The sequence below is a fragment of the Bradyrhizobium sp. USDA 4341 genome (genome assembly GCF_054063755.1).
On the sequence record NZ_JBSSGO010000001.1, the window covers coordinates 898,808 to 919,934 of the forward strand.

A 21,127-nucleotide genomic window follows, 5' to 3' on the forward strand; every position below is an offset into this window, starting at 1 on the left:
ATCCCGTTTTAGACGCGCCCGTAGCCCGAATCCTTGCTCTCAATGCCCAACGTCAGGGCTTTCTCCGCCGAGCACGCGTGCTATCGCGAGCATGTCTGACCAGGATTGCTCCTTCAGGGCGCCATCCTTGAGCAGCAGGGCAGGATGCAGGACCACGCGGGCCGGAATGATGATCTCGCCGTCGTCATATTCGTGCCAGACCCCGGTCTGGTCGAAGACGTTACCCGGCAAACCGAGCATCTCGCGTCCGACATTGCCGCCCACAAGGACGATGACCTGAGGCTTGCAAAGTGCGATATGCCGCCGGAGGAACGGTTTGAGCATATCCGCCTCCTCCAGGGTCAACGCGCGGCCGCCGAGCGTAGGCCAGGGCGAGAAGTTCGCCATGTAGGTCGACCTTCTGGTCTGTTCGATCCCGGCCAGCATGCCCTGCCAGAGCTCTCCAGCCGCGCCGGCAAGCGGACTGCCATCCAATCCCACTGGACCGGGCTGCTCCAGGATAGCGACGAATGGCGAAGTCGGATCGCCCCAGCCAAAGCAGTAGCGATCGGTGAGTTCGCGCAGGGACAGGGTCAGGTTCTCAAGCAGAACCTGCTCTAGCGTTACGATATCCTCCGCTTCGGCGATGGCTTCGTAGACTTCAGGCGCAAGCGGATCAGGCGTCACAAACGATCATTCCAATTGAGAATCGAAGAAATGCGACTATAACGCGTTGAACCTGCATCACCGGAGCGCCAAATCGTTAATACTACCGGAATTCACGTCTTGAGCGCTCCTGGCTCATGAGGCAGAAAAACCCTCCAAGGATTCGATGGAGGCTCGAAAGATGGCGTTACGAGAACTGCGGCGGGCGCTGATCGGTCTGGTACTGCTCCTCGGGTCCGTTGTGCCGGTCGCGGCAGGCACCTTCGCCGAGGGAATTGCCGCCAAGGAGGCCGGCGATCTCACCAAGGCGGCCTCGATCATGCGGGAACTGGCCGACAAGGGGGATCCAGTCGCCGCCTACAATGCCGGTCTTGCCTATGCGAATGGCCAGGGCGTCGAGCGGGACGACGGGACCGCCGCGAGCTTGTTTCGCAAGTCGGCGGAGGCCGGTTACGACAAGGGGCAGCTCCTGCTCGGGATCATGTATTCCTACGGCCGTGGGGTGAAAGCTGATCCGGCCGAAGCCGACAAGTGGTATGCTCTTGCTGCTGATCAGGGTAACCCCAACGCGCAGTTCTCGTTAGCGAATGCCTTCATGAACGGGACCGGCGTGACAAAGGACCAGGGCAAGGCCGATGTTTGGCTGCGCCGGGCGGCCGCGCAAGGATATCCCAATGCGATGGTGACGCTCGGGGCGGCGCTCGCCGACGGCGCCGGCGCTGAGAAGGACCTGGTGGGCTCTTACACCTGGCTCTCGCTTGCGATGGACGCGGTCGACGGCGATAAGCCCAAGGCCCTGACGAAGGCGTTGCGCGAGGAGATCGCCAAGCATATGACGCCAGAGCAGATTGCTAGCGCCGAGACGCGGGTCAAGGACTTCAAGCCCGTCGGCGAGAACTCCGAAACCAGCCACAAGACCGAAGCCGCGCCGAAATGAGCAAGTCACCCTCGAAGGCAGAACTGGCCATGACCCGGGCGATCGAGGTCCTGCTCGAGGGTGGTTTCGTGCCCGATGGTGAGACGGCCAGCGCGACCGTAAGGTCAGAATCGTCAACCTCTCTGGTGCTCGGCGGCGCCGGAGGGCGATTGACGAAGGTGGGCGGTCGGGCGCGCTTCAGCCTGCCGGGAACGGACTGGAGGGCGACCGTAGGCAAAATGACGACCACATTCTATCGGGTGGTCGATGGCACGACCTTTGACATGAACGCGTTCAGCACGTCCGAGGATGACCGGCTGGGGCGCGCAGTCGCCGCGGCTTCCGCGCAAACGCACGCATCCTCTGAAGAGGATCATTCGGACGCGGCGAGCCTCCGGGCTTGCCGGGGGACGTAGTAAAGCTGTCCGCATCGCGGCGCGTGATGCGTTGCCCGCGCTTATCAAATTTCGCTTCCGAGGACTTAAACGATGGACCAGGTCACCAAGCACGATGTCCGCCTCACTTATCGGGACATCCATGACGTCCTCATTCCAGTTGGAACGCCGGCGAAATGGATCGAGGGTGGCTCCGGTGGTTGGGCGGTCGAGCCGAAAGCCGTGCAACTCCTCAGCAAGACCGCCGCGCTTTTCAAGCACGACAGCGCGTACTTCTACATCTGGGTTGGCGAGGCAGATCTCGAGCCCAAAGATTCCGCGGAATTGTCGTTACCGCGCCCCTGAACTCACGGAGCTCAGATCGCCGGTTTACCCGTGCCGGGTCGCGACTCGTACGCGGCGAGAAGCTTCCGCATATCGGCTGTTAACTCGCCCTCGTCATCGAAGACTTCTACAGGTTCGAAATCCGGATCTCCGATCCGCTCGGCGTAGAGAGGCCATGGATGTCGGCTGTTGAGCGGCCGCACAAGGCGGAATTCATCATCGCCGACGTGAAGCGGCAGGTTTTCGATGAAGATCGAACCATCATCGGCACGCTGGCGGATCTCAAACTCGGAAACAGGCTCATCTGTGAAGCGGGCCGAGTGACTGGGAACCTTCTCCAGGACGATGTAGAGCCGCCCGTAGCATTTCAGGAGCGACGACTCATTGAAAAGGTCTCGCGGGATGACGCGTTGATAGCTCATTGCCCGCCCGGACAGCTCCAGACGTGCCGGACCTGGCCCGCGACGTACTGGGCCTTCCAGCAGGCCGGATTCTCGCTCTCGTAGTCGTAATTGAACGCGTAGGCATCGCGGGTGCGATATTCGTTGCGGAACCCGCGGACCGGCGCCGGTGCTGCTGTTGTGTTCTGTTCGAAGATCATTCCGCCGGCGACTGACGTGCCCTCCGCGGCCACCCCATAGCCAGCCGCGCCGCCGTAGGTTCCGACATAGCCCGCCGCATAGGGGATGCTGTTGTAACTATCGGACCCGTGCACGATGCCGTCGAGTTGCGCCTGCGCTCCATAAGCGGTACTGCGCTCGACCTCCCGATAGGCGGGATTGTAGGCGTAGTTGGCTCCGATGTAGCGGCCATGGAAGGCGCCTCGATGCAGGCCCACGCCGACCGGCGGCAGCTGGGCCGGCGCGACGAAGTCATGAGAGATATAGGTCTCACGCTGGACGATGACGCCGTGGTGGCGGTGATGGGGCCGGTGGTTGCGCCCCTCGATCACGTCACCACCGGCAAACGCTGCCCCCGACGCGGCCACAATGGCAATCAGCAATGCCGAAGCTGAAATGAACGTGGAACCCTTGTTCATAGCGATCTGTATCCTTCGTGTGCGCCCCTTGTCGCGCGTGGTTGCAAGCCTGCCGAGCCCGACGATTGTAACTCAACACTAACACTGGAGGACGGAACTGGTTCAAGCAGGCGGTAAATACTGCCGCGTCGGTCTGCTCATAAATAAACGCTAACCCGCGCTTGACGACAAAGCAAACCAATCCTTGGCGGTATTCGATGGGTTTAAGCCATCAATTTCGAACCCTGGCGCGGAATTTCTCTGTCCCCGGCGGGTCTGCGAGGGCCCCGCCGTGCCTGGCGAACTCGGTCAACATGTCGATCGCCAGGGTCAACCGGGGCATCGATCAGATGCAGGAATGCCCGTCTGCCCGGTTTCCCGGGCGCTTTTGTTTCGCTCCGGATCACGAGCCAGCCCTCTGACCGGGTCAGCTCGATGTAAAGCGTATCCCCTCCTTCGGCTATGCGCGGCGCAAATCCATTCCTTCGAGCGTGGCACAATTCAGCGTCCAGGCGTCGACGGCGCCGCCGGCGAAGCGAGCCTTAACGAGTTCGCGCAGCGGCTTCTGCTTGAGCAGCTTACGTCGGCGCCGATTGCGGCAACGACTCGTTCGTTGCCGCAATCTTCGATCTGGGTGCGGCAGAACCAAATTTAACTGGATTTCGGCGGGCATTATCTACCGTGAGGACACAAATTCACGGTCGATCCAGTAGCACTCTTTCGCCCCGGTTGGCCGCGCACATGTCAGGTCGGCATCGTCTGCGATGTCGCCTGGGAGAATGGTCTCACCCTTGTTGAACGTGTGGCAGGACTGGCCGGACAGACCGAGTGCAAAGTTGTACGCCTTCATGTCGCCGCGCACGAGCACCGCTCGCAGGTCTCTGTAATCCTTCGGACGCATGCACCCGTCGACGGTCTCTGTCGTGAACAGCTCGCCAGCCTTCGGCTTCTGTGGGTCGATAATGAGAGAGGCCGCAGCCAAAATGGAAGTCAGAGCCAGAAACCAGATCAAAAACTTTCTCACACTCCACTCCAACAAATGCTTGAAATCACTTCTCTTTTCATGGAGGAGTGGTTTCTATCAGACCGAGCAGCCGGATGTCTAGCAGAAGTGGAACGCGATTTCGTCGTCGCCAAGCTCGCCCGCGAAGTGGAGACCCGCGTCGTACACACGCAGACCCGAGCGGTCCTTGTACGTGACCTTCGTTTAGCGCCGTCGACCCGGTCGCGGTCGGCGATGAGATGAGTGCTATGAGGTAGTTGGAGCCAACGCCAGTTGTTCGTTGCAAGCGCCTCGGCGCGCACTCGCTGGGTTACAGCGTCCTCCTGCGACTCCGGCGCAGGAGCGAAATGGAAAACATCGTGAAGAACGCCACCTGGCCAATCATGGTCAGGATGATATCGATCGCCCGTCGTTTCGCAGTGTTCGGAACTTGTCTCATGTGATCGACGATTTCAGGTGACGTGGAAAGCCCAAAGTTCAAGCGTTGAGACCGGCGAGCACGGTCGCGATCTCCTCGGGAAGCGGCGGTTCAGGAGCAAGGCCGTCGATGCGAAACCGGATCAAGTAGCGCTCTGCGGCTTGGGCGAGCTCGTGAGCCTCGTTGTGGCCGCGGGCTGTGTCCGGATCGTCGTCATCTCGCGACATTTCGTCGTCGGCGCAATGAGACACTATGGCGGCATAAGCAGTGCAGAACCTCGTGATCATTTCGCGACCGCGCCGGCCGCCAATGAAGGCCTGATAGGCATCTCTCATGTCGATGAAGGCTTCGATTCCCGGCCGCGGCAGCCAAGCCGCTGCCTTGCGAGCTCTCTCCATGATCTGTGGGGCACACATTGAAAGACTATCGGGGGCGAAGTCCGACCACGGGACCGACCGATCCACGCGTTCGATGAGCGGACCCTCCTGGACATAGTCCTCATGGACATTGCCGGATTCGATGAGCCTGCGCACGTACTCGGTGACCTTTTCCTGCTCGTGCATGCCAAACACCGCGTTTACCCAGCGACTGCGCGGATAGTCGTTGTGAAACAAGACTTCGAAGTCCAAACCGTGAGACCGATAGTCCACCAGCAGCCGCGGCTCCGGACAGGAACGATGCAGAATTCCATCGATCAGGAGGTAATTGATCGCTTCCGCCTGGATTTTCTTCACGACCTCCTCCCGCCATGAGTGGATCACTTCCCGAACCGCGATATCGTTCGCTTCCGGGAGCGCGCGCACAGGCTCTCGCAGCGGGATATCGCAAGCCTGCTTGCCGATGGCATGGAAGGGGCTGTCTTCCCAATCGACCCCGGCCTTGCCGGCGGCACTCTCGAGGAGCCTTAGATCTACACTTGGGATGCCCTCATCGGTGCTCAGCGGCAAATAGAACCGACCTCCATGGCGACGAACTTCCTGAAGGTAGAGTTCATGGTCCTTCTGGCTCGGGTTCGGATCGATCACGCAAGCGATCGGCGCCTCCGACGAGCTCGCCGCCTCGAAGGCCACTGGCAAGACACCCCGGATATAGACCGTTTCTGCCTTCCGGTGGCCCGAACGAATGAAGCGCACCGGGTACGGAAACGCGAGGTCGACGATTGATTGCGGCATGCGAGGCACCCGAGTCCTACGGTCAATGGCCGCGGACAATTGCACGCGCTCATGCAAGCCCGAAGGTTTGGCTATCCCTGGGCGGCCCGCATGGCAGGGAATTGAAGGACGACGGCCTTCTCCTGTTCACCGGGAGCCTGCTCGTTCTCGTCGATTGAGACCTCGGCAGCCAACTCGAGCCCGGTCGAGCCGAGGCACTCCTTGGCGAATTGGTTGAGGTCAGCGGGACGATAGAGACCGTTCGCCGGCAGCACGATGTCCGCACACCAACAATCCTGGTCGCCCATGTTCTCAACCAGATCGATTGACGAGAGAAGTGGTGCGAAAGCGCCGAGCCGCTCGGCAAAGTCGAGCCGAACCTGCGCCGGATCTTCGTCGACGTCCACCATCGCAACCAGATAGGCGCGGGCGTTGCCGACCAGCGAATAGCCGGACTTTCCCAGCACGTCTTCGGCGCTAAGGCTGCCTGGCCGATGCATCATCCCGTCTGGATACCAAACGCGGAAGAGTTTCCGCGGGCCGTGCCTTTCGGCGTCGACCCAGTCCGCCATGCGGACAAGCCCTTCGTCCAGGGAAGCAAAGGCCATCGCGTTCTGGCATTCCCCCTTTGGTCCGATAGCGATCAGGCGCCATTGTCCGTCGTCGGTCGGATCATAGCACAGTTCCACCTGTTCACCGTTCCGGGTCGCAGAGAGGAAGCATCCTCCGAAGCCCATGCGGATTTCGCCAGGCACTTCACTTTTCAGATTATCAACCGACTGCCCGACCATTCACCGCTCCCGCCTCAGAAGGCATCATCTGCACGATTGGTCGACGAATCTTGTTCTTTGATCAAGGATTCGATTGCACGATGATGGTGGATAACGGGGAAGCGCTTCTCCGGAGATTTCCGGTCAAATAATTGATCTGAAATGGTTTCTTCAGCCAGCTTGCGGCAGCTTGTAAAGCCTCTCGAAATTGGCGGCCGGGCGGTTCTTTCCGGCTTGAACGCCGCCATAAACAGTGCCGCCAATGATGACGAGGACGATGCATCCGAACAACGCAAGGGCCTTCAGCAAAGGATCGAATATTGCGGTCATCGCTCGCTCCATGGCGAACCAGGCGATCACACCGGCCAGCAAGGCAATGCGCCCGTCGAGCATCGCAATGGCGCTCCAGAACCATTGCCAGCCGAGTATTGTGAATGTGAGTGGATTGGTGAGGAAGAGTGACATTTTTTCTGAAACCCGTGAATCCTTGTGACGGGGTTTTCAGGATGCGGGTGTGCCGGCGCGAGTCAAAGGTAGGTCGCCGGCTATCAACAGAAGAGATCTCAGCCTGGCAGCGCTACAAGGTTCACGCTCAATCGATCTGCAAGCGCCTGCCGTACAAGTGCCGCATCGTAGTCGACTTTCGGATCATGGCCCTTGAGCAACGCGCAGACGGCGCCTACTTCGAGGACCTCCTTTATGCGCCAGCCGTCATCTCCACGCAGCCAGTCCCGAAAGTCCCTGTTGTCGAGGAACACCTCTTCCAGGCCGAAGGTGAGCCGCGCGACCGAATTTCTCACCGCATCGGCAGTGATATGGTTCGAACTGGCTGAACTTTCCCGAGGGAAATTGAACTTGTCCATGAGGATTCCAGACGTTGGATGGGCGATTTAGGAGGTTAATCTACCGGTGCACATCTGATCAGGCCACAGCCTCATCCTGAGCGACGATCTCCTCAGCTTCCCTCAGGTTGATCGATGCGACCCGGCTCACGCCCTTCTCGGCCATGGTGACGCCGTACAATCGGTCCATCCGGGACATTGTCATCGCGTGGTGGGTCACTACGAGGAAGCGGGTCGCGTCCTCCTTGCAGAGATCCTCCATCAGCGAACACAGGCGATCGACGTTCGCGTCGTCGAGCGGGGCGTCGACCTCGTCGAGGACACAGATCGGCGACGGACTCACCAGGAAGGCTGCGAACACAAGCGACAGAGCCGTGAGCGCCTGTTCGCCCCCCGACAGCAGCTGCAGCGATTGCATCTTCTTGCCAGGCGGCGACGCATAGATTTCGAGTCCGGAGGACAGCGGGCTGTCACCGTCGATCAGCTTCAGTTGGGCGTGTCCGCCACCAAAGAGACGCGTGAACAAGAAGCGGAACTTGTCATCGACCTTGATGAAGGCTTCCTCAATGCGCTGCTTGGCCTCGCGGTCGATTTCGGCGATCTGGTCCCTCAGCTTGGCGACAGCCTCTTTCAGCTCGTCGCGTTCCTTGACCAGCTTTTCGCTGTCGCCGAGCGTGGTTGCAAGCTGCTCTTCGGCCAGCATGTTGACGTTGCCAAGCTGTTCGCGCTCGCGCAAAAGCTTGTTGTGGCGCTGCTCGGACGCTTCAGCCGATGGCAGTTCAGCACCCGGCTCGATGCCTGCGAGAGCCGGAAGCTCGGCCGGACCACCGCCGGTGCGCTCAAAAATCTGCCGTTCTACCTCGGCACGAGACTCCTGGACCGAAGTGATCGCCTCGATCAACCGGCTGCGCTCCTCGCGCAGCCCGCCAACCAGCACTTCAGCGTCACGCTGCTTGATCTCCGATGCGACTGCCGCCTGCTCCGCGACGCTCAGCGCGGCGGCTACCGACGCAAGCGCTTCGCGGGCCGTCTCGATCTCCATCTGGGCCTGTTCGGCAATCCTGGCTGCTTCTTCCGGCGCCTTGTCGAGGCGCTCGCATTCATCCTCGCCTTGTCGGATCCGGCGGTCCAGGTCTGCCAGTCGCTCGTCTGCGCCGGCCAGCCTGCGGGTGTGATCGGCCTCCTCTCGCGCAATCGCGCTCATGCGGTCGCGGCGCTCGCGCTGCGTTCGCAGCGCCTCTTCCATGATAGCCCTAGCGCTCTCACCGGCCTTCTTGGCTTGGCCGAGCTCGTGGCGCCTCGTCTCGAGCTGGCTCTTGATTTCGTCCGAGTTCGGCGCCCCTCGGAGTGCCTCTTCGGCCTCAAAGGCGGCTTCCCGGGCGGCAGTCTCTTCTGCCTCGAGCGAAGCAACCTGCTCGGTTAGCGCAGTGAGCCGGGCTTGTGCCTCGGCATAGGCCCTCGTTGTCCCGTCCCGGCGCGACCGCGTCGCGCGTTCGGCCTCGCCGGCCGCAGCGAGCGCGCGCCGCGCTTCGTCCTCGGCGCTCTTGGCGGTGCGTACGGCGAGGGCCGCCTGCTCGATCCGCTGTTTTGCGCCTTCGCGGCGGGCGACCACAGCGGGAAGCGTTTCTTCGATTTCCTTGCGTCTAGCTTCAATCGCGAGCCGCTCGGCAGTCCCGTCACCGGCGTGTTCGCTGACGTGACCATCCCAGCGCACGGTGGCGCCATCCTTGGACACGATCGTCACGCCCGGCTCGAGCCGACCGGCCCAGGACAACGCCTCCTCCCGGGTGTCCACGACACCGATCCCCATCAGCTTTGGGACCACTTCACCTGGCGCCTCAACGAAAGCATCCAGTCGATCCACACCGTCCGGGACCGGTCCGACAGCCAGGCACGCGCCGCTCCAGCGGGGCGAGGCTTCGCCGCCGACTGCATTATCGATTTCGCGTCCGAGCGCGGCCGCAAAGGCTTGCTCATAGCCGGGTGTCACGGTGACAAACGGCAGGGTTCCGGCATTCGGGTCGTTGGCGCTCAGGGCCGGCAGGCCGCGCAATTCGGCTTCGAGCGCTGCCGCCTCGCCTTCGGTCTGTGCGCCGGAGGTCCGGGCGACGATCTCGTCCTCCCGCGCAGCGGCAGTCGCGGCTTCCGCTTCGACAAGGCGCTCACGGGCGCCTTCCGCGACGGCCTCGGCTTCGGCGTGCAGTCGTGTCGCTTCTTCGCCATCGGCATCAAGGCGGGTTGCGCTCAGGTCGGTCAGGCGTGTCTTGAACTCTGCCAGTTTGGATGCCAGCGAGCGCGCGCGCTCCGCGGTCTCCGTCGCGCGCCGCGCGGCTTCACTCCGGATCGCATCGGAGGCCGCGGACGCGGAAAGCAGTTGCTCAACTTCGGCGGCAACTTTCTCGGCGGTTGCCTGGACGCTGTCATAGCGATCGGAGGCCTGGTCGATGAGTTCCATCTCAGTGGCCTGGGTTTCGGCAATCGAACGACGCTCGGCCGAGTACTCCTCGATGCGCCGGCGAGCTTCCTCCACTGCGATTTTTTCGCGCGCGTGATCCGCCTTCGCTTCATCGGTGCGCCGCATTGCCTCCGCAAGGTCACGCGAGGCACGCTCGGCATCGGCCTGGGTCTGTTCACGGCGCGCGTCCAGCCGGGCCACCAGGGTCTCGTGCCGAATGCGCTGCTCTCGCATCGGGATCACGGCACCGCTTGCCGTATCGCGCTCCCGGCCGGCAGCTTCGGCGGCGGCCACAGCGTCGGCTAGCGTCCGTTCGCAGGTCTCCTGGTCCTTGACCGCCCTTGCCAGCCGCGCGTCGACCGCGGCCATTCGGGCCAAAATCATCAAGGCCTCGGCTTTCCGGATTAGGCCGTCGATTTCGCGCCAGCGCTGGGCCTGTCGGGCTTCCTTTTTGAGGCGCTCGATCTGTTCGACATAGGCAGCGGCCGTGTCCTCGGCCCGCAGCAGATTTTGCTCGGTTGCCTGCAGTCTGAGCTCGGCGTCGCGCCGTCGCGGCTCTAGGCCGGACACGCCGGCCGCTTCCTCGAGCACGTTCCGGCGATCGACCGGCTTTGCATTGATCACCGCCCCGACCCGCCCCTGGCTGATCATGGCCGCTGATGAGGCGCCGGTGCCGATGTCGCGATAGATGAGCTGGACGTCCTTGGCCCGGACAGTCTTGCCGTTGAGCCGGTAGGTAGACCCCTCACCCCGTTCGATGCGGCGCACCAGCTCGATGTGATCGGCATCGTTGAACTGGGACGTCGCGGTGCGGTCCGTATTGTCGAGCAGAATCGCCACTTCGCAGACATTGCGAGGCTGTCGGCGCTCGGTTCCGCCAAAGATCACGTCATCCATGTCATTGCCGCGGATGCGCTTGGCCGATGTTTCTCCCATCGACCAGCGCAGCGACTCGAACAGGTTGGATTTTCCGCAGCCGTTCGGTCCGACAATACCAGTCATGCCGCGGTCAATCGGGAAATTGACCGCGTCTGCAAATGACTTGAACCCGTCGATCCTGAGGCCTGAGACCCTCATGCTGCGTGCTTTCGTGTTTCTACTTTGCCCGTTTGGCTTTCTCGATGGCCGCCATGAATTTGTCTCGCGAGGTTGCTCCGTCGAAGAACGTCTGACCGCCGATGGCAAAGAACGGCGTACCGTGAATGCCGACCTTCTTCGCCAGATCGAGTTCGCGCTGAATGAGAGCGGAGATCTTGCCATCCTTGTCGGCCGTCGCCGCGCTCGCAACTTTCAGCGCCAGATCCGGCCCAAGGGTTTCGGTGGCGATCCGGTCGATGACCGCATCATTCAGTTGGCCGCGATAAGCGAGCAAGGCTCCGTGAAAGGAGTCGTAGTCGGAAGGCGACAGCTTCCAGAGCGCAGCACCGAAACGCGCGGCCCGTTTGCTGGCATCGCCGAGGATCGGGATCTCGCGATAGACCACCTTCACCCCGGTGCCGGACACGGTCAGCGGCCGCAACAGCGGGTCCATTTGCTTGCAGTAGGGGCACGCCGAATCATAGAAATAGACCACAGTGACCTTGGCGTCGGCATCGCCAAGGACAGGGATGGCGTCATCGGCACGGGACATCTCGGTCCAATTGACCCGGTGTTCCTCCTCTTCCTTGCGTGCGGCTTCGTCCTGCTGGGTCTTCACAAAGCGGTTCAGGGCGTCCGCCACGAGTTCAGGGTTTGTCTTGATGACATCGGTCGCGATGGCGCGGGCGCGGATGTCGACGGCGTCCGACACTGCGGTCTCGATGTAGTGCCGGATTGAAAAGCCGAGGACCACAGCGCAGATCGAGACCGTGACGATCAATGCGCCGGCTACCGCCAGATTTGTCTTGGTGATCCGGACCGGGCCCGGCGCCACGGCGTCGATGTTCTGGACGGTCATTCTGGTTCCTTTTTCTCGGTAATCGATTCCTTGAACTCTCATACGCCGAATCGAGACGAGCTCGAATGGCGAGGCTCCGGGGCACAGGGTGTCTCGGAGGCTCGCTCCACAGGAAAACCGCCGTTCTGGGGATATCCGCCGCCTCCTGAAAGCGCTTGGGGCCGCCCCGCATATCGCTGGGCGGCCCCAAGGGTCCGTGTCAGCCCCCCGATTTTACGGAGGCGCTGGCTTACTTCTTGGCCTTGGCGGCCTTGCGGACGGTCTTGGTGGCCTTCTTGGCAGCCTTCTTGGCAACCTTCTTCGCCTTCTTAGCCATAGTCTTCAGTCCTTTGGTTGAATGAAACTTCCTGCGCTTGTGCGAGGAAGGATACGCTCGGAGCTGGCAGGATTTGCCGACCTCCGTCCTGTCCTGGGACAGGTCGCAACGCGCATCATGCTTGCGATCTCGTGCGGCCTCGCGCCTTTGGCTGCGTGCCTAAACCCTGGGTTTTCGCGATCTTCGATCGTTCCTCGGCGTATTCCTCGGAAATCATCGGATAATCGTGAGGCAGATTCCACTTGAGGCGATAGTCCTCGGCGGAAATGCTGTGCTTGGAACGGAGATGGCGCCTGAGCGACTGGAACGGCTTGCCGCACTCCAGACAATGGATATGGCTCGGGGTGATCGACAGTCTGATCGACACCGCCGGACGTCCGCTTCCTGCCGCCCGCAAGGTCTTCCCTGTCTGCTGATGGGTCGCCTTCAATGCCTGGTGCACCGAGTCGACGATGCCGGGGATCTGCGTGGCGTCGACCTTGTTGTGCCCGACATAGGCAGCAACGATCTCGGCAACCGATCGCATCAATTGCACATCGCCTTCGGTCGGCTCCAATGATGGCAGGTCTTTCTTCGCAGAAGTCATGTCTGGACACATACGATTCGAATCCTTGACAGTCAATACATGCCATCATTGACGATCGACTACGGTTAAACGTGCTTAACTAATCGAATCCTTGGCCGCGATGACCACACCTGCACATCAAACTCTTCATAGGGAAAAGCGCGGTGTTACGGGGCCTCCCGACGGGCGCTCGTTCGTCGAGCGCGGGAGACCGATCAGAGCGTCTGCTTACGGAGCGGCGATGCGCCTCGAAGAACGCGACCTGATGCCGATTCTCGGAGAGAGCGCGCTTGTGTCTCTGTCTTCAATTCAAACTGAGACACTACCGATTTTCACATCCGCGGACCGGCTGCGGCCGGTGCTTCGGCCGAATACCCAGGTCTATAGTCGGGAGGCAGCTCGACGGCCTTAGCCATGGCGAACCGGGCAAGACCGTTCTTCAGTGCGTTGTCCAGGCGGGCTTGGAAGCTGCCGATGGTCCAGCTGCGGACGTCCGGCTGCAGGTCGGCCATGCCTGTCAGCACCAGGAGGTCACGCGCATAATTCGCGCGCATGACCGAAGCGAGCGGAGCGTCCGGCGACTGCCGCATGATCTGCGCATATCGAAGCATCGCCTCGGGGCCAGCGTGATGCCCGACCACGAGCTCGGCCATCGTCGGACCTCCGCCGAAGGTCTGGCGATAGCGGATGTCGTTGGACTTCATCTCGGCCGCGGCGAGGAGCGATGAAATGTAGCGGTCCTGCCGCTTGGCCAGGATGTCGCTGACTTGGTGATCGTCAGCGATCGAGAGCGAACCGTTGGCTCCGCGGATGACGGCATTCGCCGCGCCCGGGATGCCGGCGGCGGGTGCAAATCGCTCGTAGGCAGAGAGCCAGCGCTGGGTCGCGTATGCATATGGACCGGCGATCTCGCCGAGCGGGTTGTCGCCGCCAGCGCCCTGCGCGAAGCGCTGTCCGGCGCTTTCCGCTCGAGACTCCAGTGCGAACAGCGCCGACGGATCGACGCCGATCACCCGGGCCGCGGCGACGGTGGCGAACACGTCGCGCGCGTCGAAAGCCTGACCGCCGAGGTTCATCACTTTCCCGGCGCTTTCCGGATCGAGCATTCGGCCTTCGGCGGGAATCGGCTGGGCTCGGCCAGCCTGATATCCACCCTGCTGGACCTGAGGTGCGGGATAGGGAGCATAGGACGGCCCATACCCGCCCTGAACGATCGGGGCGCCGTCGTCGTAATAGGGCGCCGGGGGCGCATAGACCGGCCCACCGTAACCGGGCGCGACAGGCATGGTCTGCTGTTGAAGGCCGATAGCTGCGCCTATGACCGCGGCAAGCGGAGCCGACCTGTATTCGCGATCGCGATGTCGTTCGGACCGATCCTGTGTAGATGGCTGGTTGGTTTTCTGGCTATTGCGCCAGTCCTGCGAACTTGAAGAGGATCGGGTGGGGCTCGCAGCGGGCGGCGCCGCGGCAATCGGCCGCGCGGGCATGGCGGCACTCGCCTCGGGTCCCTTCACGCCTTGCGCGTAGGGCGGAACGGTCGATGGCGCAACGATCCGGGGCGCCATCGCTGTGCCCGCCGGCGAGACCGACGACTGGGCATGAGCGGGTGAGGCCAGGAACGTGAAGCCCACGAGGCCCGCCACGACCATCGCTCGGGATCTTCCGGCGGGCATCGAAGCCGGAACGATCAGCGTTGCTCCTTTGGACAGGAAGGCTGCGAACTTGGATCCTGGCTTCATTGATGCGCTCCGCGGTCGAACGAATACGAGCGATACTCACTCGGGTGACCGCAAGCCGCAATGGCGTCAGGATCGCTACGATTGTCGCGACACTCGCGCGATCTCAACGGCCGTCAACCCACGCGGTCCGGTCCCCCATTTCACCTCGACACGCTCACCTTCAAGCAACCGGTGGATGCCGATTTTCTCCAGCGTCGAGACATGGACGAAGATGTCGCGGACATCGTCTCCCACCGTGATGAAGCCGTAACCGACATCGGACTTGAACAGTTTCACGGTGCCAAGCCGAGGACCTTGAATGTCGCGGATCGTTTCGACCGCGCTTGGCCGGTGAATTTCGACGGTCGGCCCGGACAATTCCAGGATCTGCTTGCAGGACAGTCCCTTTCCACGGGTTTGGACCATTGCAACGATCGAGCAGCCGTCAGCCGGGATGCCGAATCCCGCCTCCTCCACGGCGACCTGGCCGAGAAAGATGTCGGGCATGCCTTCGGCCACCACGAATCCATAGCCGCGTTGCCGATTGTACCATTTGACCGTGCCGCTGACCTTCGACAGGACTGCCGTTTCCTCGAGCCGCGTGTGCCCGAACGGCCTTTCGATAATCTGATCCATTGCCCCAAACATCCTCGAAACCCATCCAACTTTGTGGTCGACAGGAATCGCTGTCAACGCATGGGTTCAAGGATTCAACAGCAGGCATTAAGCAGCCTGTTCGGCTAGCAGCAGATCGTCCGGAATAACCGAGGCGCCGAACCCCTCGCCCGGGTCGCCGACGACCAGCACGTCGTCGGGTTGGCCGAAGCCCAATGAAGTCCGCCCTTCGGTCAGCCCGATGAGTGTGACCTCTACTGCACCGCTTGCGCTCTGCATGGTAATGCGTCGTCCTATCAACCGGTTGGCTCGCGCGATATCCGCAGCGTCTGCGAGTTTGGCGATCAGATGGCAATGCGCGGGCAGATCGCGCTGACCGGTCAAGGCAGCTGCATCCTCGCGCATCACTGAGACAATCCAATCGGCGTCCAGGCGGTGCAGCGGCGGCTCTGCGAATTGGGGCTCATGGCGCAGCGTTTGGTCGACATGTCCGAGACGTCCGATCAAACCAAGCAGCGGAAGTTTCCACAGCAAACCATAACGTTGCGTTCTCACCTGCGGATCGACGTTCGATGCCTCGGGCTGCGACAACTCGGGAATGACATCCACAACCGGCAGGTCGCTGGCCAAGTCGTTCTCAGCCGAGTCGTCATGCCATTGAGCTTGAGAAGCCGGTGGAATGTCGGGAAACACGGTGTCGATGCCTTCCGCCCGCGAAGCTCCGCTGTCCTGATCGGTCGATGGAAGATCGGGACCGCCGCTGAGATCTTCGCGGCTCACGGCCGACGCGGTCACGAGTCCGATCTCAGCGGGAGACATTTCATTCACGCGAACCAAAGGCAAGTCTGCCACGAGCGTCTGCAGGACCGGGCCAAGCGTGCCAAATTCGAAGAACCTGAGCCAAAGCCCGCTGGGCCGCCGGATGAAGCCGGCGCCGGAGAGCACTGTCTCCAGGAAATCACCATTGGTCAGGACATAGAGCGCCGGCTTGTCGAGCGCTGCGGCACTGATTTTCAGTTCGACCCCATAGGCCGAGAGATCCAGCCACTTCATCTCAACCTCTTCACACTATCCCCCTGAACACTCACACCGGGCGTCCCAATTTCGGACGGCACCATAAACGAATCCTTGAAATTTTACAGAGACGCTAAGCCTAAAACGTTAGCGGCGTCAAACTTGTCGTTACAGGAGTACCCGTAGTCCACGGGAGCCGGCGCGGAACTTGAGCGTTCGGAGCGCCTTCGTTTCCAGCTGTCTGATCCGTTCCCGGCACAAGGACATCTCCGTCCCCAATTGCTCGAAAGTTCGTTCCTCGGCGTCCAAACCAAAGCGATGCCGCAGGATATGGGCTTCCCGGGCCGGAAGCGTGGCCAGGATATCGGCCAGCTGACACCGGAGGTCATCTTGAAGCAGGCCTTCGTCCGGACGAGGCGCCTCGGTGTCTTCGATCAGATCCCCACGCGTGGTGCCGCCATCCTCCCCAATGACCTCATCGATTGAAACGGTTGTCGCTGCTTCGAGGCACCGTTTGACGATCCAGGGTTTCAATCCGGTGGCCTCGATGATTTCCTGCTCGGTCGGCTGGCGTCCGTTGCGTTGTCTGAAGACCAGCGTTGCCGCGCGCACCCTCGACATCTTGTCGACGAGGTGGATCGGATAGCGGATCGTCCGCGACTGATCGGCGATCGCTCTTTTCATCGACACCAGGATCCACCAGCTGGCGTAGGCCGCGAACCTGTAGCCTAACGAATGATCGTAACCATCGACCGCGCGCAGGAGTCCAATATTGCCCTCCTGGATCAGATCGTCGAATGACACCCCGCGGTGTTTGAGCTGGTTTGCAAACGAGATGACGAGCCGCGTATTCGCGCACACCATCTCGTTTTTGGCTTCCTCGATGATGGCAAGGCCCGATCTTGCCAGGGTAAGCGCCTTCCGGAATGCTGGAACGGCCATCCCGAGGCGCCGAGCGAAATCGGCGAGCTTCGACAATATGGCTGCAAACTCGATTTGACCCTCGAAACGGGGCGGGAGATCGGGTCGGCGCGTGCGGTCGCCACCGCCCCAGAGCGGATTGTAGGACAGCCAGAGAGTGCGGAATTCGTCAGTGTTGAACCCCGCTTTTCGCGCAATTCGCGCCGCCTCCAGGTCGATCGACGAAAGATCCTTGCCATCCGACAGGATTGCGTCGACCAGTTCCTTGAACTGAGGCGTGAGAAGTCCGTAGTTCGCGATTGCGATCCCGACTTCCGACCGACCTGTGATCGTACGACCCACCGACCCGCTCTCGTACGCAATGATGTCTCCGATCGCTACGATCGCATCGGCACGGTGCTGCTCGAACAGGTGCTCGAGCGTATCGGCGTCGTCGCGCTCGAGGTCGGCATCTATCTCGCCGGCGTCCTGACCGTCGGCTCCGTCGCCAATGGCGCGGAGACGGTAGGGTGATGCGCCCTGCTCGAGCTCCCTGCGCCAATTGCGGAATGCTTGATAGACACCCGGCCAGGCCGAAAGAGCCTCAAAGAGCGCGAATTTGCCCGCCTGCATCCTGAGACCGCACGCGATCTCGCCATCTCGGGTCAGCAGAGGATGTCGGCCGACCTCAGCAAAGTACTGCGTGATGGCCGTGCGGTCGCCGACAGGCTTGGCCGTGACAGCCTCACGCCGTGTCGGAGTGCGCTGCGTGGCTGACACGGCGCGCGGTGAAGCGGAAGCATTGGCTGGCGCGCTTTCATCTGCCGGCCTGTGTCGTCCCAACTCAAAATTGTCATCGGGCTCGCCCCTGAGCTCGACGGCGAGATTGCGCATAGCGTCCCCCGGTCACCGAATTCCGATTGTTCGGGTGCGACCGGCAGATGTCGAGTCGTCGAGCTCAGGTAACTCCGGCTATCCCCTGCACTATCCAAAGGATTCGTCTTCCGAACCGGAAGACGTCGGATTGCATTGCCAATGCTTCTTCAGCGCTACTACGGTCCAGGAGCCGGGGGGTTATTATCGTCGGCCGGTGCCTCAGCTCCGACGAACACCGTTTTCATCAGAGCCTCGGAAGGAGTCGCCAGCTTACTGCCGTCGGCGAGACGGACGTCATGGAAGGTCGTCGGGAAGCGTACGAAGGGTCGGCCGAGTGGCGAATATTGGTGAACGATCTGGTTCATGACCTCGAACGATGAGCCATCGACAAAGGTAAAGGTCATCCGAGTCACCAGAATGTTGCCCCTCACCGAGGCATCGATGATCTTCCGCTTCGGAATATCGTTGCCCTTGAGCTCGATGATGGCGCCGAGCTTCTCGACATTCTTTTCGATGAAGCGTCGGAAGGTCAAGGCCACTTGACTCTCGGTATACGCGGCCACGGCTTCCTGCCAGTCGTCGCGACGGCGAATCTTGGACTTGCGGGCGCCCGGTTGGCGAACAATCTCGAAGGTCCTGCTGAAGAGCCCCGGCGGGCCCCATTCGATTGCGTCTTTGGGATCGATTTCATCACGCTTGCTATACAGACGCTTCACGATGCCAACGTACTGATCCAGCAACTCTTCGCGATACTCCGCACGCACCCCTTCCAGGGTCTCGGCAAGCACTTCCCGGACAATGCGGCGACCTTCCCGGGTTGCCTGCGGTAGCGCTTCTTCCGGGGTCTCCGGCGGTGGCGCCGGTTGACGCTTGACGGCATGAGCCCTGGCCCAGACCACGACCTTTGCAAGGGGAAGGCACTCGTCGTAAAAGCGCACGGCCGCCTCATGGATCGAGCGGGTCAGCGGATCTGCCTCGGTATCCCGCATCCTGGCAAATTCCGCGCGCGGCTTTTCCCAGCGTAGAAAAGTCGGCGAATGAGGGTACTTCCGGTGCGCTTCGTCGGCGGCCTTGTTCTTACCGTAGAACGGGAATTTCGAGATAACCGCATCCTTCCAGGCGTCCTCCATCACACGGGTGAGGACGAAATAGGCGTCCTTGTATCGCGCGTTGGCAATTGCGCCGGCCTTCAGACCGTCGGAAAGCAGCTTCAGGCCATAGACAAGCGAGCCGTTGGGCCCATGTTGCGACCTCGCAGCGACGAGTGTCGGCAGATCGCTGGTCGAGGGCAGTTTCGGCTGTTCATCAGGAGTGCTCATGCGTGGATCGTGGTGATGATGGCTGCAAAAGTCGAGCGCGGTCTTGACGTCTCAGCCGTTTTCCTCACGGTTGAGGGGGTCAATTTAGGAAAACCCCGTCGTGAATCGAATCCTTGTCTGCTTTGCCGTCCTTATTGCCTTGAGCGGTGCTGCCGCGGCGCAAGCGCCGTTGCCTGGGACAGTGCCGCAGCCCGGTGGCAGCGCGTCGCTCGCGGAGTCCGCGGAGTCCGCGGAGCAGGAGCCCCCAGTGGGGGTGCAGGAGTTGGCGCAAGTCATGCCGCCGGCGCTGGCCCAACCTGGTGTCCAGATCCCATTCCCGAACTTCCGCATCGACCCGGAATGCGCCCGCCAGGCCGGCGGCCCCACGACGGGAAGGGTCAACGAGTTCAATTTCCGTTCCTGCCGGGAGCAGGAGTTTCGTGCACACGACGTCCTGCTGGCCAATTGGGGGGTGATCCCGACCCAGGTCATTCTGGGCTGCATGTCAATCGCCCGCGGCACCGGTTTTGGATCCTACGCGATCCTGGCGACCTGCATTTCACCTCAATTTCCGCTGCCATGAGGGATTAAACCATGGCCTCGCCCGCCGACAGTGATCGACGAAAGGCGCCGCTCCGGCTCCCGGATTCCGCACGGGAGCTTGCGCGCTGGGAAAACCGGGGTGAGACCGTCATCGCCGAGGTGCAGCAATATGGGCAGACCGAAATCCTTGCGATCCGCCGCTGGTACCCGACCGAGGAAGGTCTGATGCCCGGACGGAGCGGCATGTCGTTTGGCGTAGCCGAACTCTCCGAACTCGCCGCGACAGTCGAAGCTGCACGGCGAGCGATCGACAAAGGCTATGTCTCACCTGCGCCGCAGGCAGCGCCCGCGCCGCCGGCAGCCCCAGGCAGCGCCAATGAACGGCCACCGCTTCGCCCCAGGCCACCGTCCCCGCCGCTCCATCGATCTGGTCTCTCTTCTCCAGCGTCGCGTGCCCCCCAGGGGGACACACCCCTCGCTGGCGCGTCAGAGCGGACATCGCTGCCGCAACCCGCCGTCGGTGGCGGTGATGTTGCTCGGGCACGCAGGGCTGCATCGATCGAGGGCACTCGACCAGTGGGCGCCACCCTCCACGACCTTGGAGCCGCACGACCGACTGAGCCGCCGCCGGCCGAACTTCCGGTCGGCCCTCGAGATCGCACCGGCGTGACGTTGGCCGCAATCATCGCCAAAGGACTGGCCAGTGCTCCACTCGCACTGAGGATCAAAACACGTCAGGGCGTGGTGAGCGGTGTAGCCTACCGGGATGGGACTATCGTGTTTGGAAACCGTCGCTTCCGCTCCCCCAGGGAAGCCTATTGCACGGTCACGGGGCAGCGTCACGTCGTCGACGCTTGGCAACGAATTACCTGTCGCAATCCGTCAACCCAGCGCTTTGCGAAGCTGAGCCGGCTCCGCAACCTCTATCTCGGGCTGGAAGAGGACGACAACCCCGACGACGAACAATAATCCGCCGGCGAGCACGATCACATTGCCGGTGACGGCTCGTACCCGACATCCGGCGCGAGATCTTCGGCGCGCCCGTAGATCCGGTCGAAGGACTTGCAAGCCGCCTCTCGGACGGCGGCCCGAAGCTTGTCTTCTGCGGTATGTAGATCGTCCGCCGGAACGAGCGTCACAAGTCCAAGATCAAGGTCGCTTGCGAACTGGCTAGCGTCCGGCATCTGGGCCGTCAGACCATGTGGCAGCATCAGAAAACGATCATGACCATCGGGCGTGAACTCGATGAACTCGCCTGGCTCCGACATGAACAGATGGGCGATTGCCATGAAGCGGACGCCGTCGACGTCGGCGGATTCGATCGAGACGCGGAAATCCTCCGCGCCGGTCTGCTCGACCAGGGCCTCGCCGTAGCGAGTGGGAACGGTGCAACGAGAAAATGCCATGGG

General features: G+C 61.8%; 22 protein-coding genes. 5 read left to right on the plus strand and 17 right to left on the minus strand.

Features of this window, described 5'->3' with window-relative positions:
• Nucleotides 1-39: 39 nt before the first annotated feature.
• Nucleotides 40-666 (minus strand): uracil-DNA glycosylase, encoded by a 627-nt coding sequence (locus ACVIGB_RS04440; RefSeq protein WP_456717942.1) that lies wholly within the window; start codon nt 664-666, stop codon nt 40-42.
• A 160-nt stretch (nt 667-826) separates the two neighbouring features.
• Between ACVIGB_RS04440 and ACVIGB_RS04445 the strand changes: the two genes are divergently transcribed.
• The 3 genes from ACVIGB_RS04445 (at nt 827) to ACVIGB_RS04455 (ending at nt 2,301) form a co-directional block, all read left to right on the plus strand.
• On the plus strand, nt 827-1,582 hold the full coding sequence (locus ACVIGB_RS04445) for a tetratricopeptide repeat protein (protein ID WP_456717941.1): 756 nt from the start codon (nt 827-829) through the stop codon (nt 1,580-1,582).
• Complete coding sequence (locus tag ACVIGB_RS04450; protein WP_456717940.1) at nt 1,579-1,977, plus strand: hypothetical protein; 399 nt, start codon at nt 1,579-1,581, stop codon at nt 1,975-1,977. The genes ACVIGB_RS04445 and ACVIGB_RS04450 overlap by 4 nt, the downstream gene beginning before the upstream one ends.
• Nucleotides 1,978-2,049: 72 nt before the next feature.
• Complete coding sequence (locus ACVIGB_RS04455; protein ID WP_456717939.1) at nt 2,050-2,301, plus strand: hypothetical protein; 252 nt, start codon at nt 2,050-2,052, stop codon at nt 2,299-2,301.
• Nucleotides 2,302-2,312: 11 nt separating this feature from the next.
• On the opposite strand, the gene ACVIGB_RS04460 is transcribed toward ACVIGB_RS04455, so the two are convergent.
• The 15 genes from ACVIGB_RS04460 to ACVIGB_RS04530 all read right to left on the minus strand — a co-directional run bounded on the left by ACVIGB_RS04460 (nt 2,313) and on the right by ACVIGB_RS04530 (nt 19,196).
• Nucleotides 2,313-2,702, minus strand: coding sequence for a hypothetical protein (locus tag ACVIGB_RS04460; RefSeq protein WP_456717938.1), 390 nt, complete (start codon nt 2,700-2,702; stop codon nt 2,313-2,315).
• Nucleotides 2,699-3,319 carry a hypothetical protein gene (locus ACVIGB_RS04465; RefSeq protein WP_456717937.1) on the minus strand — a complete coding sequence of 207 codons (621 nt, stop codon included), beginning with the start codon at nt 3,317-3,319 and terminating at the stop codon, nt 2,699-2,701. The genes ACVIGB_RS04460 and ACVIGB_RS04465 overlap by 4 nt, the downstream gene beginning before the upstream one ends.
• 655 nt (nt 3,320-3,974) lie before the next feature.
• On the minus strand, nt 3,975-4,322 hold the full coding sequence (locus ACVIGB_RS04470; RefSeq protein WP_456749096.1) for a hypothetical protein: 348 nt from the start codon (nt 4,320-4,322) through the stop codon (nt 3,975-3,977).
• Nucleotides 4,323-4,778: 456 nt separating this feature from the next.
• Nucleotides 4,779-5,891, minus strand: a complete 1,113-nt coding sequence (locus ACVIGB_RS04475; protein ID WP_456717935.1) for a hypothetical protein — start codon at nt 5,889-5,891, stop codon at nt 4,779-4,781.
• Nucleotides 5,892-5,962: 71 nt separating this feature from the next.
• On the minus strand, nt 5,963-6,661 hold the full coding sequence (locus tag ACVIGB_RS04480; protein ID WP_456717934.1) for a hypothetical protein: 699 nt from the start codon (nt 6,659-6,661) through the stop codon (nt 5,963-5,965).
• Between the two features lie 150 nt (nt 6,662-6,811).
• Nucleotides 6,812-7,105: a hypothetical protein gene (locus ACVIGB_RS04485; protein ID WP_456717933.1), complete on the minus strand. Its 294-nt coding sequence runs from the start codon at nt 7,103-7,105 to the stop codon at nt 6,812-6,814.
• Nucleotides 7,106-7,203: 98 nt separating this feature from the next.
• Nucleotides 7,204-7,503: a hypothetical protein gene (locus ACVIGB_RS04490; RefSeq protein ID WP_456717932.1), complete on the minus strand. Its 300-nt coding sequence runs from the start codon at nt 7,501-7,503 to the stop codon at nt 7,204-7,206.
• A gap of 58 nt (nt 7,504-7,561) precedes the next feature.
• Nucleotides 7,562-11,014 carry a chromosome segregation SMC family protein gene (locus tag ACVIGB_RS04495; RefSeq protein WP_456718253.1) on the minus strand — a complete coding sequence of 1,151 codons (3,453 nt, stop codon included), beginning with the start codon at nt 11,012-11,014 and terminating at the stop codon, nt 7,562-7,564.
• Nucleotides 11,015-11,033: 19 nt separating this feature from the next.
• Complete coding sequence (locus ACVIGB_RS04500; RefSeq protein ID WP_456717931.1) at nt 11,034-11,873, minus strand: thioredoxin domain-containing protein; 840 nt, start codon at nt 11,871-11,873, stop codon at nt 11,034-11,036.
• Nucleotides 11,874-12,304: 431 nt separating this feature from the next.
• Nucleotides 12,305-12,775: a MucR family transcriptional regulator gene (locus tag ACVIGB_RS04505; RefSeq protein ID WP_456717930.1), complete on the minus strand. Its 471-nt coding sequence runs from the start codon at nt 12,773-12,775 to the stop codon at nt 12,305-12,307.
• 311 nt (nt 12,776-13,086) lie between these two features.
• Nucleotides 13,087-14,493, minus strand: coding sequence for a hypothetical protein (locus ACVIGB_RS04510; protein WP_456717929.1), 1,407 nt, complete (start codon nt 14,491-14,493; stop codon nt 13,087-13,089).
• 75 nt (nt 14,494-14,568) lie between these two features.
• On the minus strand, nt 14,569-15,108 hold the full coding sequence (locus tag ACVIGB_RS04515; protein ID WP_456717928.1) for a cold shock domain-containing protein: 540 nt from the start codon (nt 15,106-15,108) through the stop codon (nt 14,569-14,571).
• An 87-nt stretch (nt 15,109-15,195) separates the two neighbouring features.
• Nucleotides 15,196-16,140, minus strand: a complete 945-nt coding sequence (locus tag ACVIGB_RS04520; protein ID WP_456717927.1) for a hypothetical protein — start codon at nt 16,138-16,140, stop codon at nt 15,196-15,198.
• 129 nt (nt 16,141-16,269) lie between these two features.
• Complete coding sequence (locus ACVIGB_RS04525) at nt 16,270-17,895, minus strand: sigma-70 family RNA polymerase sigma factor (protein ID WP_456717926.1); 1,626 nt, start codon at nt 17,893-17,895, stop codon at nt 16,270-16,272.
• A gap of 158 nt (nt 17,896-18,053) precedes the next feature.
• Nucleotides 18,054-19,196, minus strand: coding sequence for a hypothetical protein (locus tag ACVIGB_RS04530; protein WP_456717925.1), 1,143 nt, complete (start codon nt 19,194-19,196; stop codon nt 18,054-18,056).
• Nucleotides 19,197-19,443: 247 nt separating this feature from the next.
• Between ACVIGB_RS04530 and ACVIGB_RS04535 the strand changes: the two genes are divergently transcribed.
• Nucleotides 19,444-19,758, plus strand: a complete 315-nt coding sequence (locus ACVIGB_RS04535) for a hypothetical protein (RefSeq protein WP_456717924.1) — start codon at nt 19,444-19,446, stop codon at nt 19,756-19,758.
• An 11-nt stretch (nt 19,759-19,769) separates the two neighbouring features.
• Nucleotides 19,770-20,687 carry a hypothetical protein gene (locus ACVIGB_RS04540; protein WP_456717923.1) on the plus strand — a complete coding sequence of 306 codons (918 nt, stop codon included), beginning with the start codon at nt 19,770-19,772 and terminating at the stop codon, nt 20,685-20,687.
• Between the two features lie 17 nt (nt 20,688-20,704).
• Here the strand turns inward: ACVIGB_RS04540 and ACVIGB_RS04545 are convergent, their stop codons facing one another.
• Nucleotides 20,705-21,124, minus strand: a complete 420-nt coding sequence (locus ACVIGB_RS04545; protein ID WP_456717922.1) for a hypothetical protein — start codon at nt 21,122-21,124, stop codon at nt 20,705-20,707.
• Nucleotides 21,125-21,127: the final 3 nt, after the last annotated feature.

Bases quoted from the DNA above. Each gene is read 5' to 3' on its own strand.
- ACVIGB_RS04445 (WP_456717941.1), top strand. From the start codon at position 827: ATGGCGTTACGAGAACTGCGGCGGGCGCTGATCGGTCTGGTACTGCTC.
- ACVIGB_RS04450 (WP_456717940.1), top strand. From the start codon at position 1,579: ATGAGCAAGTCACCCTCGAAGGCAGAACTGGCCATGACCCGGGCGATC.
- ACVIGB_RS04455 (WP_456717939.1), top strand. From the start codon at position 2,050: ATGGACCAGGTCACCAAGCACGATGTCCGCCTCACTTATCGGGACATC.
- ACVIGB_RS04460 (WP_456717938.1), bottom strand. From the start codon at position 2,702: ATGAGCTATCAACGCGTCATCCCGCGAGACCTTTTCAATGAGTCGTCG.
- ACVIGB_RS04465 (WP_456717937.1), bottom strand. From the start codon at position 3,319: ATGAACAAGGGTTCCACGTTCATTTCAGCTTCGGCATTGCTGATTGCC.
- ACVIGB_RS04475 (WP_456717935.1), bottom strand. From the start codon at position 5,891: ATGCCGCAATCAATCGTCGACCTCGCGTTTCCGTACCCGGTGCGCTTC.
- ACVIGB_RS04480 (WP_456717934.1), bottom strand. From the start codon at position 6,661: ATGGTCGGGCAGTCGGTTGATAATCTGAAAAGTGAAGTGCCTGGCGAA.
- ACVIGB_RS04485 (WP_456717933.1), bottom strand. From the start codon at position 7,105: ATGTCACTCTTCCTCACCAATCCACTCACATTCACAATACTCGGCTGG.
- ACVIGB_RS04490 (WP_456717932.1), bottom strand. From the start codon at position 7,503: ATGGACAAGTTCAATTTCCCTCGGGAAAGTTCAGCCAGTTCGAACCAT.
- ACVIGB_RS04495 (WP_456718253.1), bottom strand. From the start codon at position 11,014: ATGAGGGTCTCAGGCCTCAGGATCGACGGGTTCAAGTCATTTGCAGAC.
- ACVIGB_RS04500 (WP_456717931.1), bottom strand. From the start codon at position 11,873: ATGACCGTCCAGAACATCGACGCCGTGGCGCCGGGCCCGGTCCGGATC.
- ACVIGB_RS04505 (WP_456717930.1), bottom strand. From the start codon at position 12,775: ATGACTTCTGCGAAGAAAGACCTGCCATCATTGGAGCCGACCGAAGGC.
- ACVIGB_RS04510 (WP_456717929.1), bottom strand. From the start codon at position 14,493: ATGAAGCCAGGATCCAAGTTCGCAGCCTTCCTGTCCAAAGGAGCAACG.
- ACVIGB_RS04515 (WP_456717928.1), bottom strand. From the start codon at position 15,108: ATGGATCAGATTATCGAAAGGCCGTTCGGGCACACGCGGCTCGAGGAA.
- ACVIGB_RS04520 (WP_456717927.1), bottom strand. From the start codon at position 16,140: ATGAAGTGGCTGGATCTCTCGGCCTATGGGGTCGAACTGAAAATCAGT.
- ACVIGB_RS04525 (WP_456717926.1), bottom strand. From the start codon at position 17,895: ATGCGCAATCTCGCCGTCGAGCTCAGGGGCGAGCCCGATGACAATTTT.
- ACVIGB_RS04530 (WP_456717925.1), bottom strand. From the start codon at position 19,196: ATGAGCACTCCTGATGAACAGCCGAAACTGCCCTCGACCAGCGATCTG.
- ACVIGB_RS04540 (WP_456717923.1), top strand. From the start codon at position 19,770: ATGGCCTCGCCCGCCGACAGTGATCGACGAAAGGCGCCGCTCCGGCTC.
- ACVIGB_RS04545 (WP_456717922.1), bottom strand. From the start codon at position 21,124: ATGGCATTTTCTCGTTGCACCGTTCCCACTCGCTACGGCGAGGCCCTG.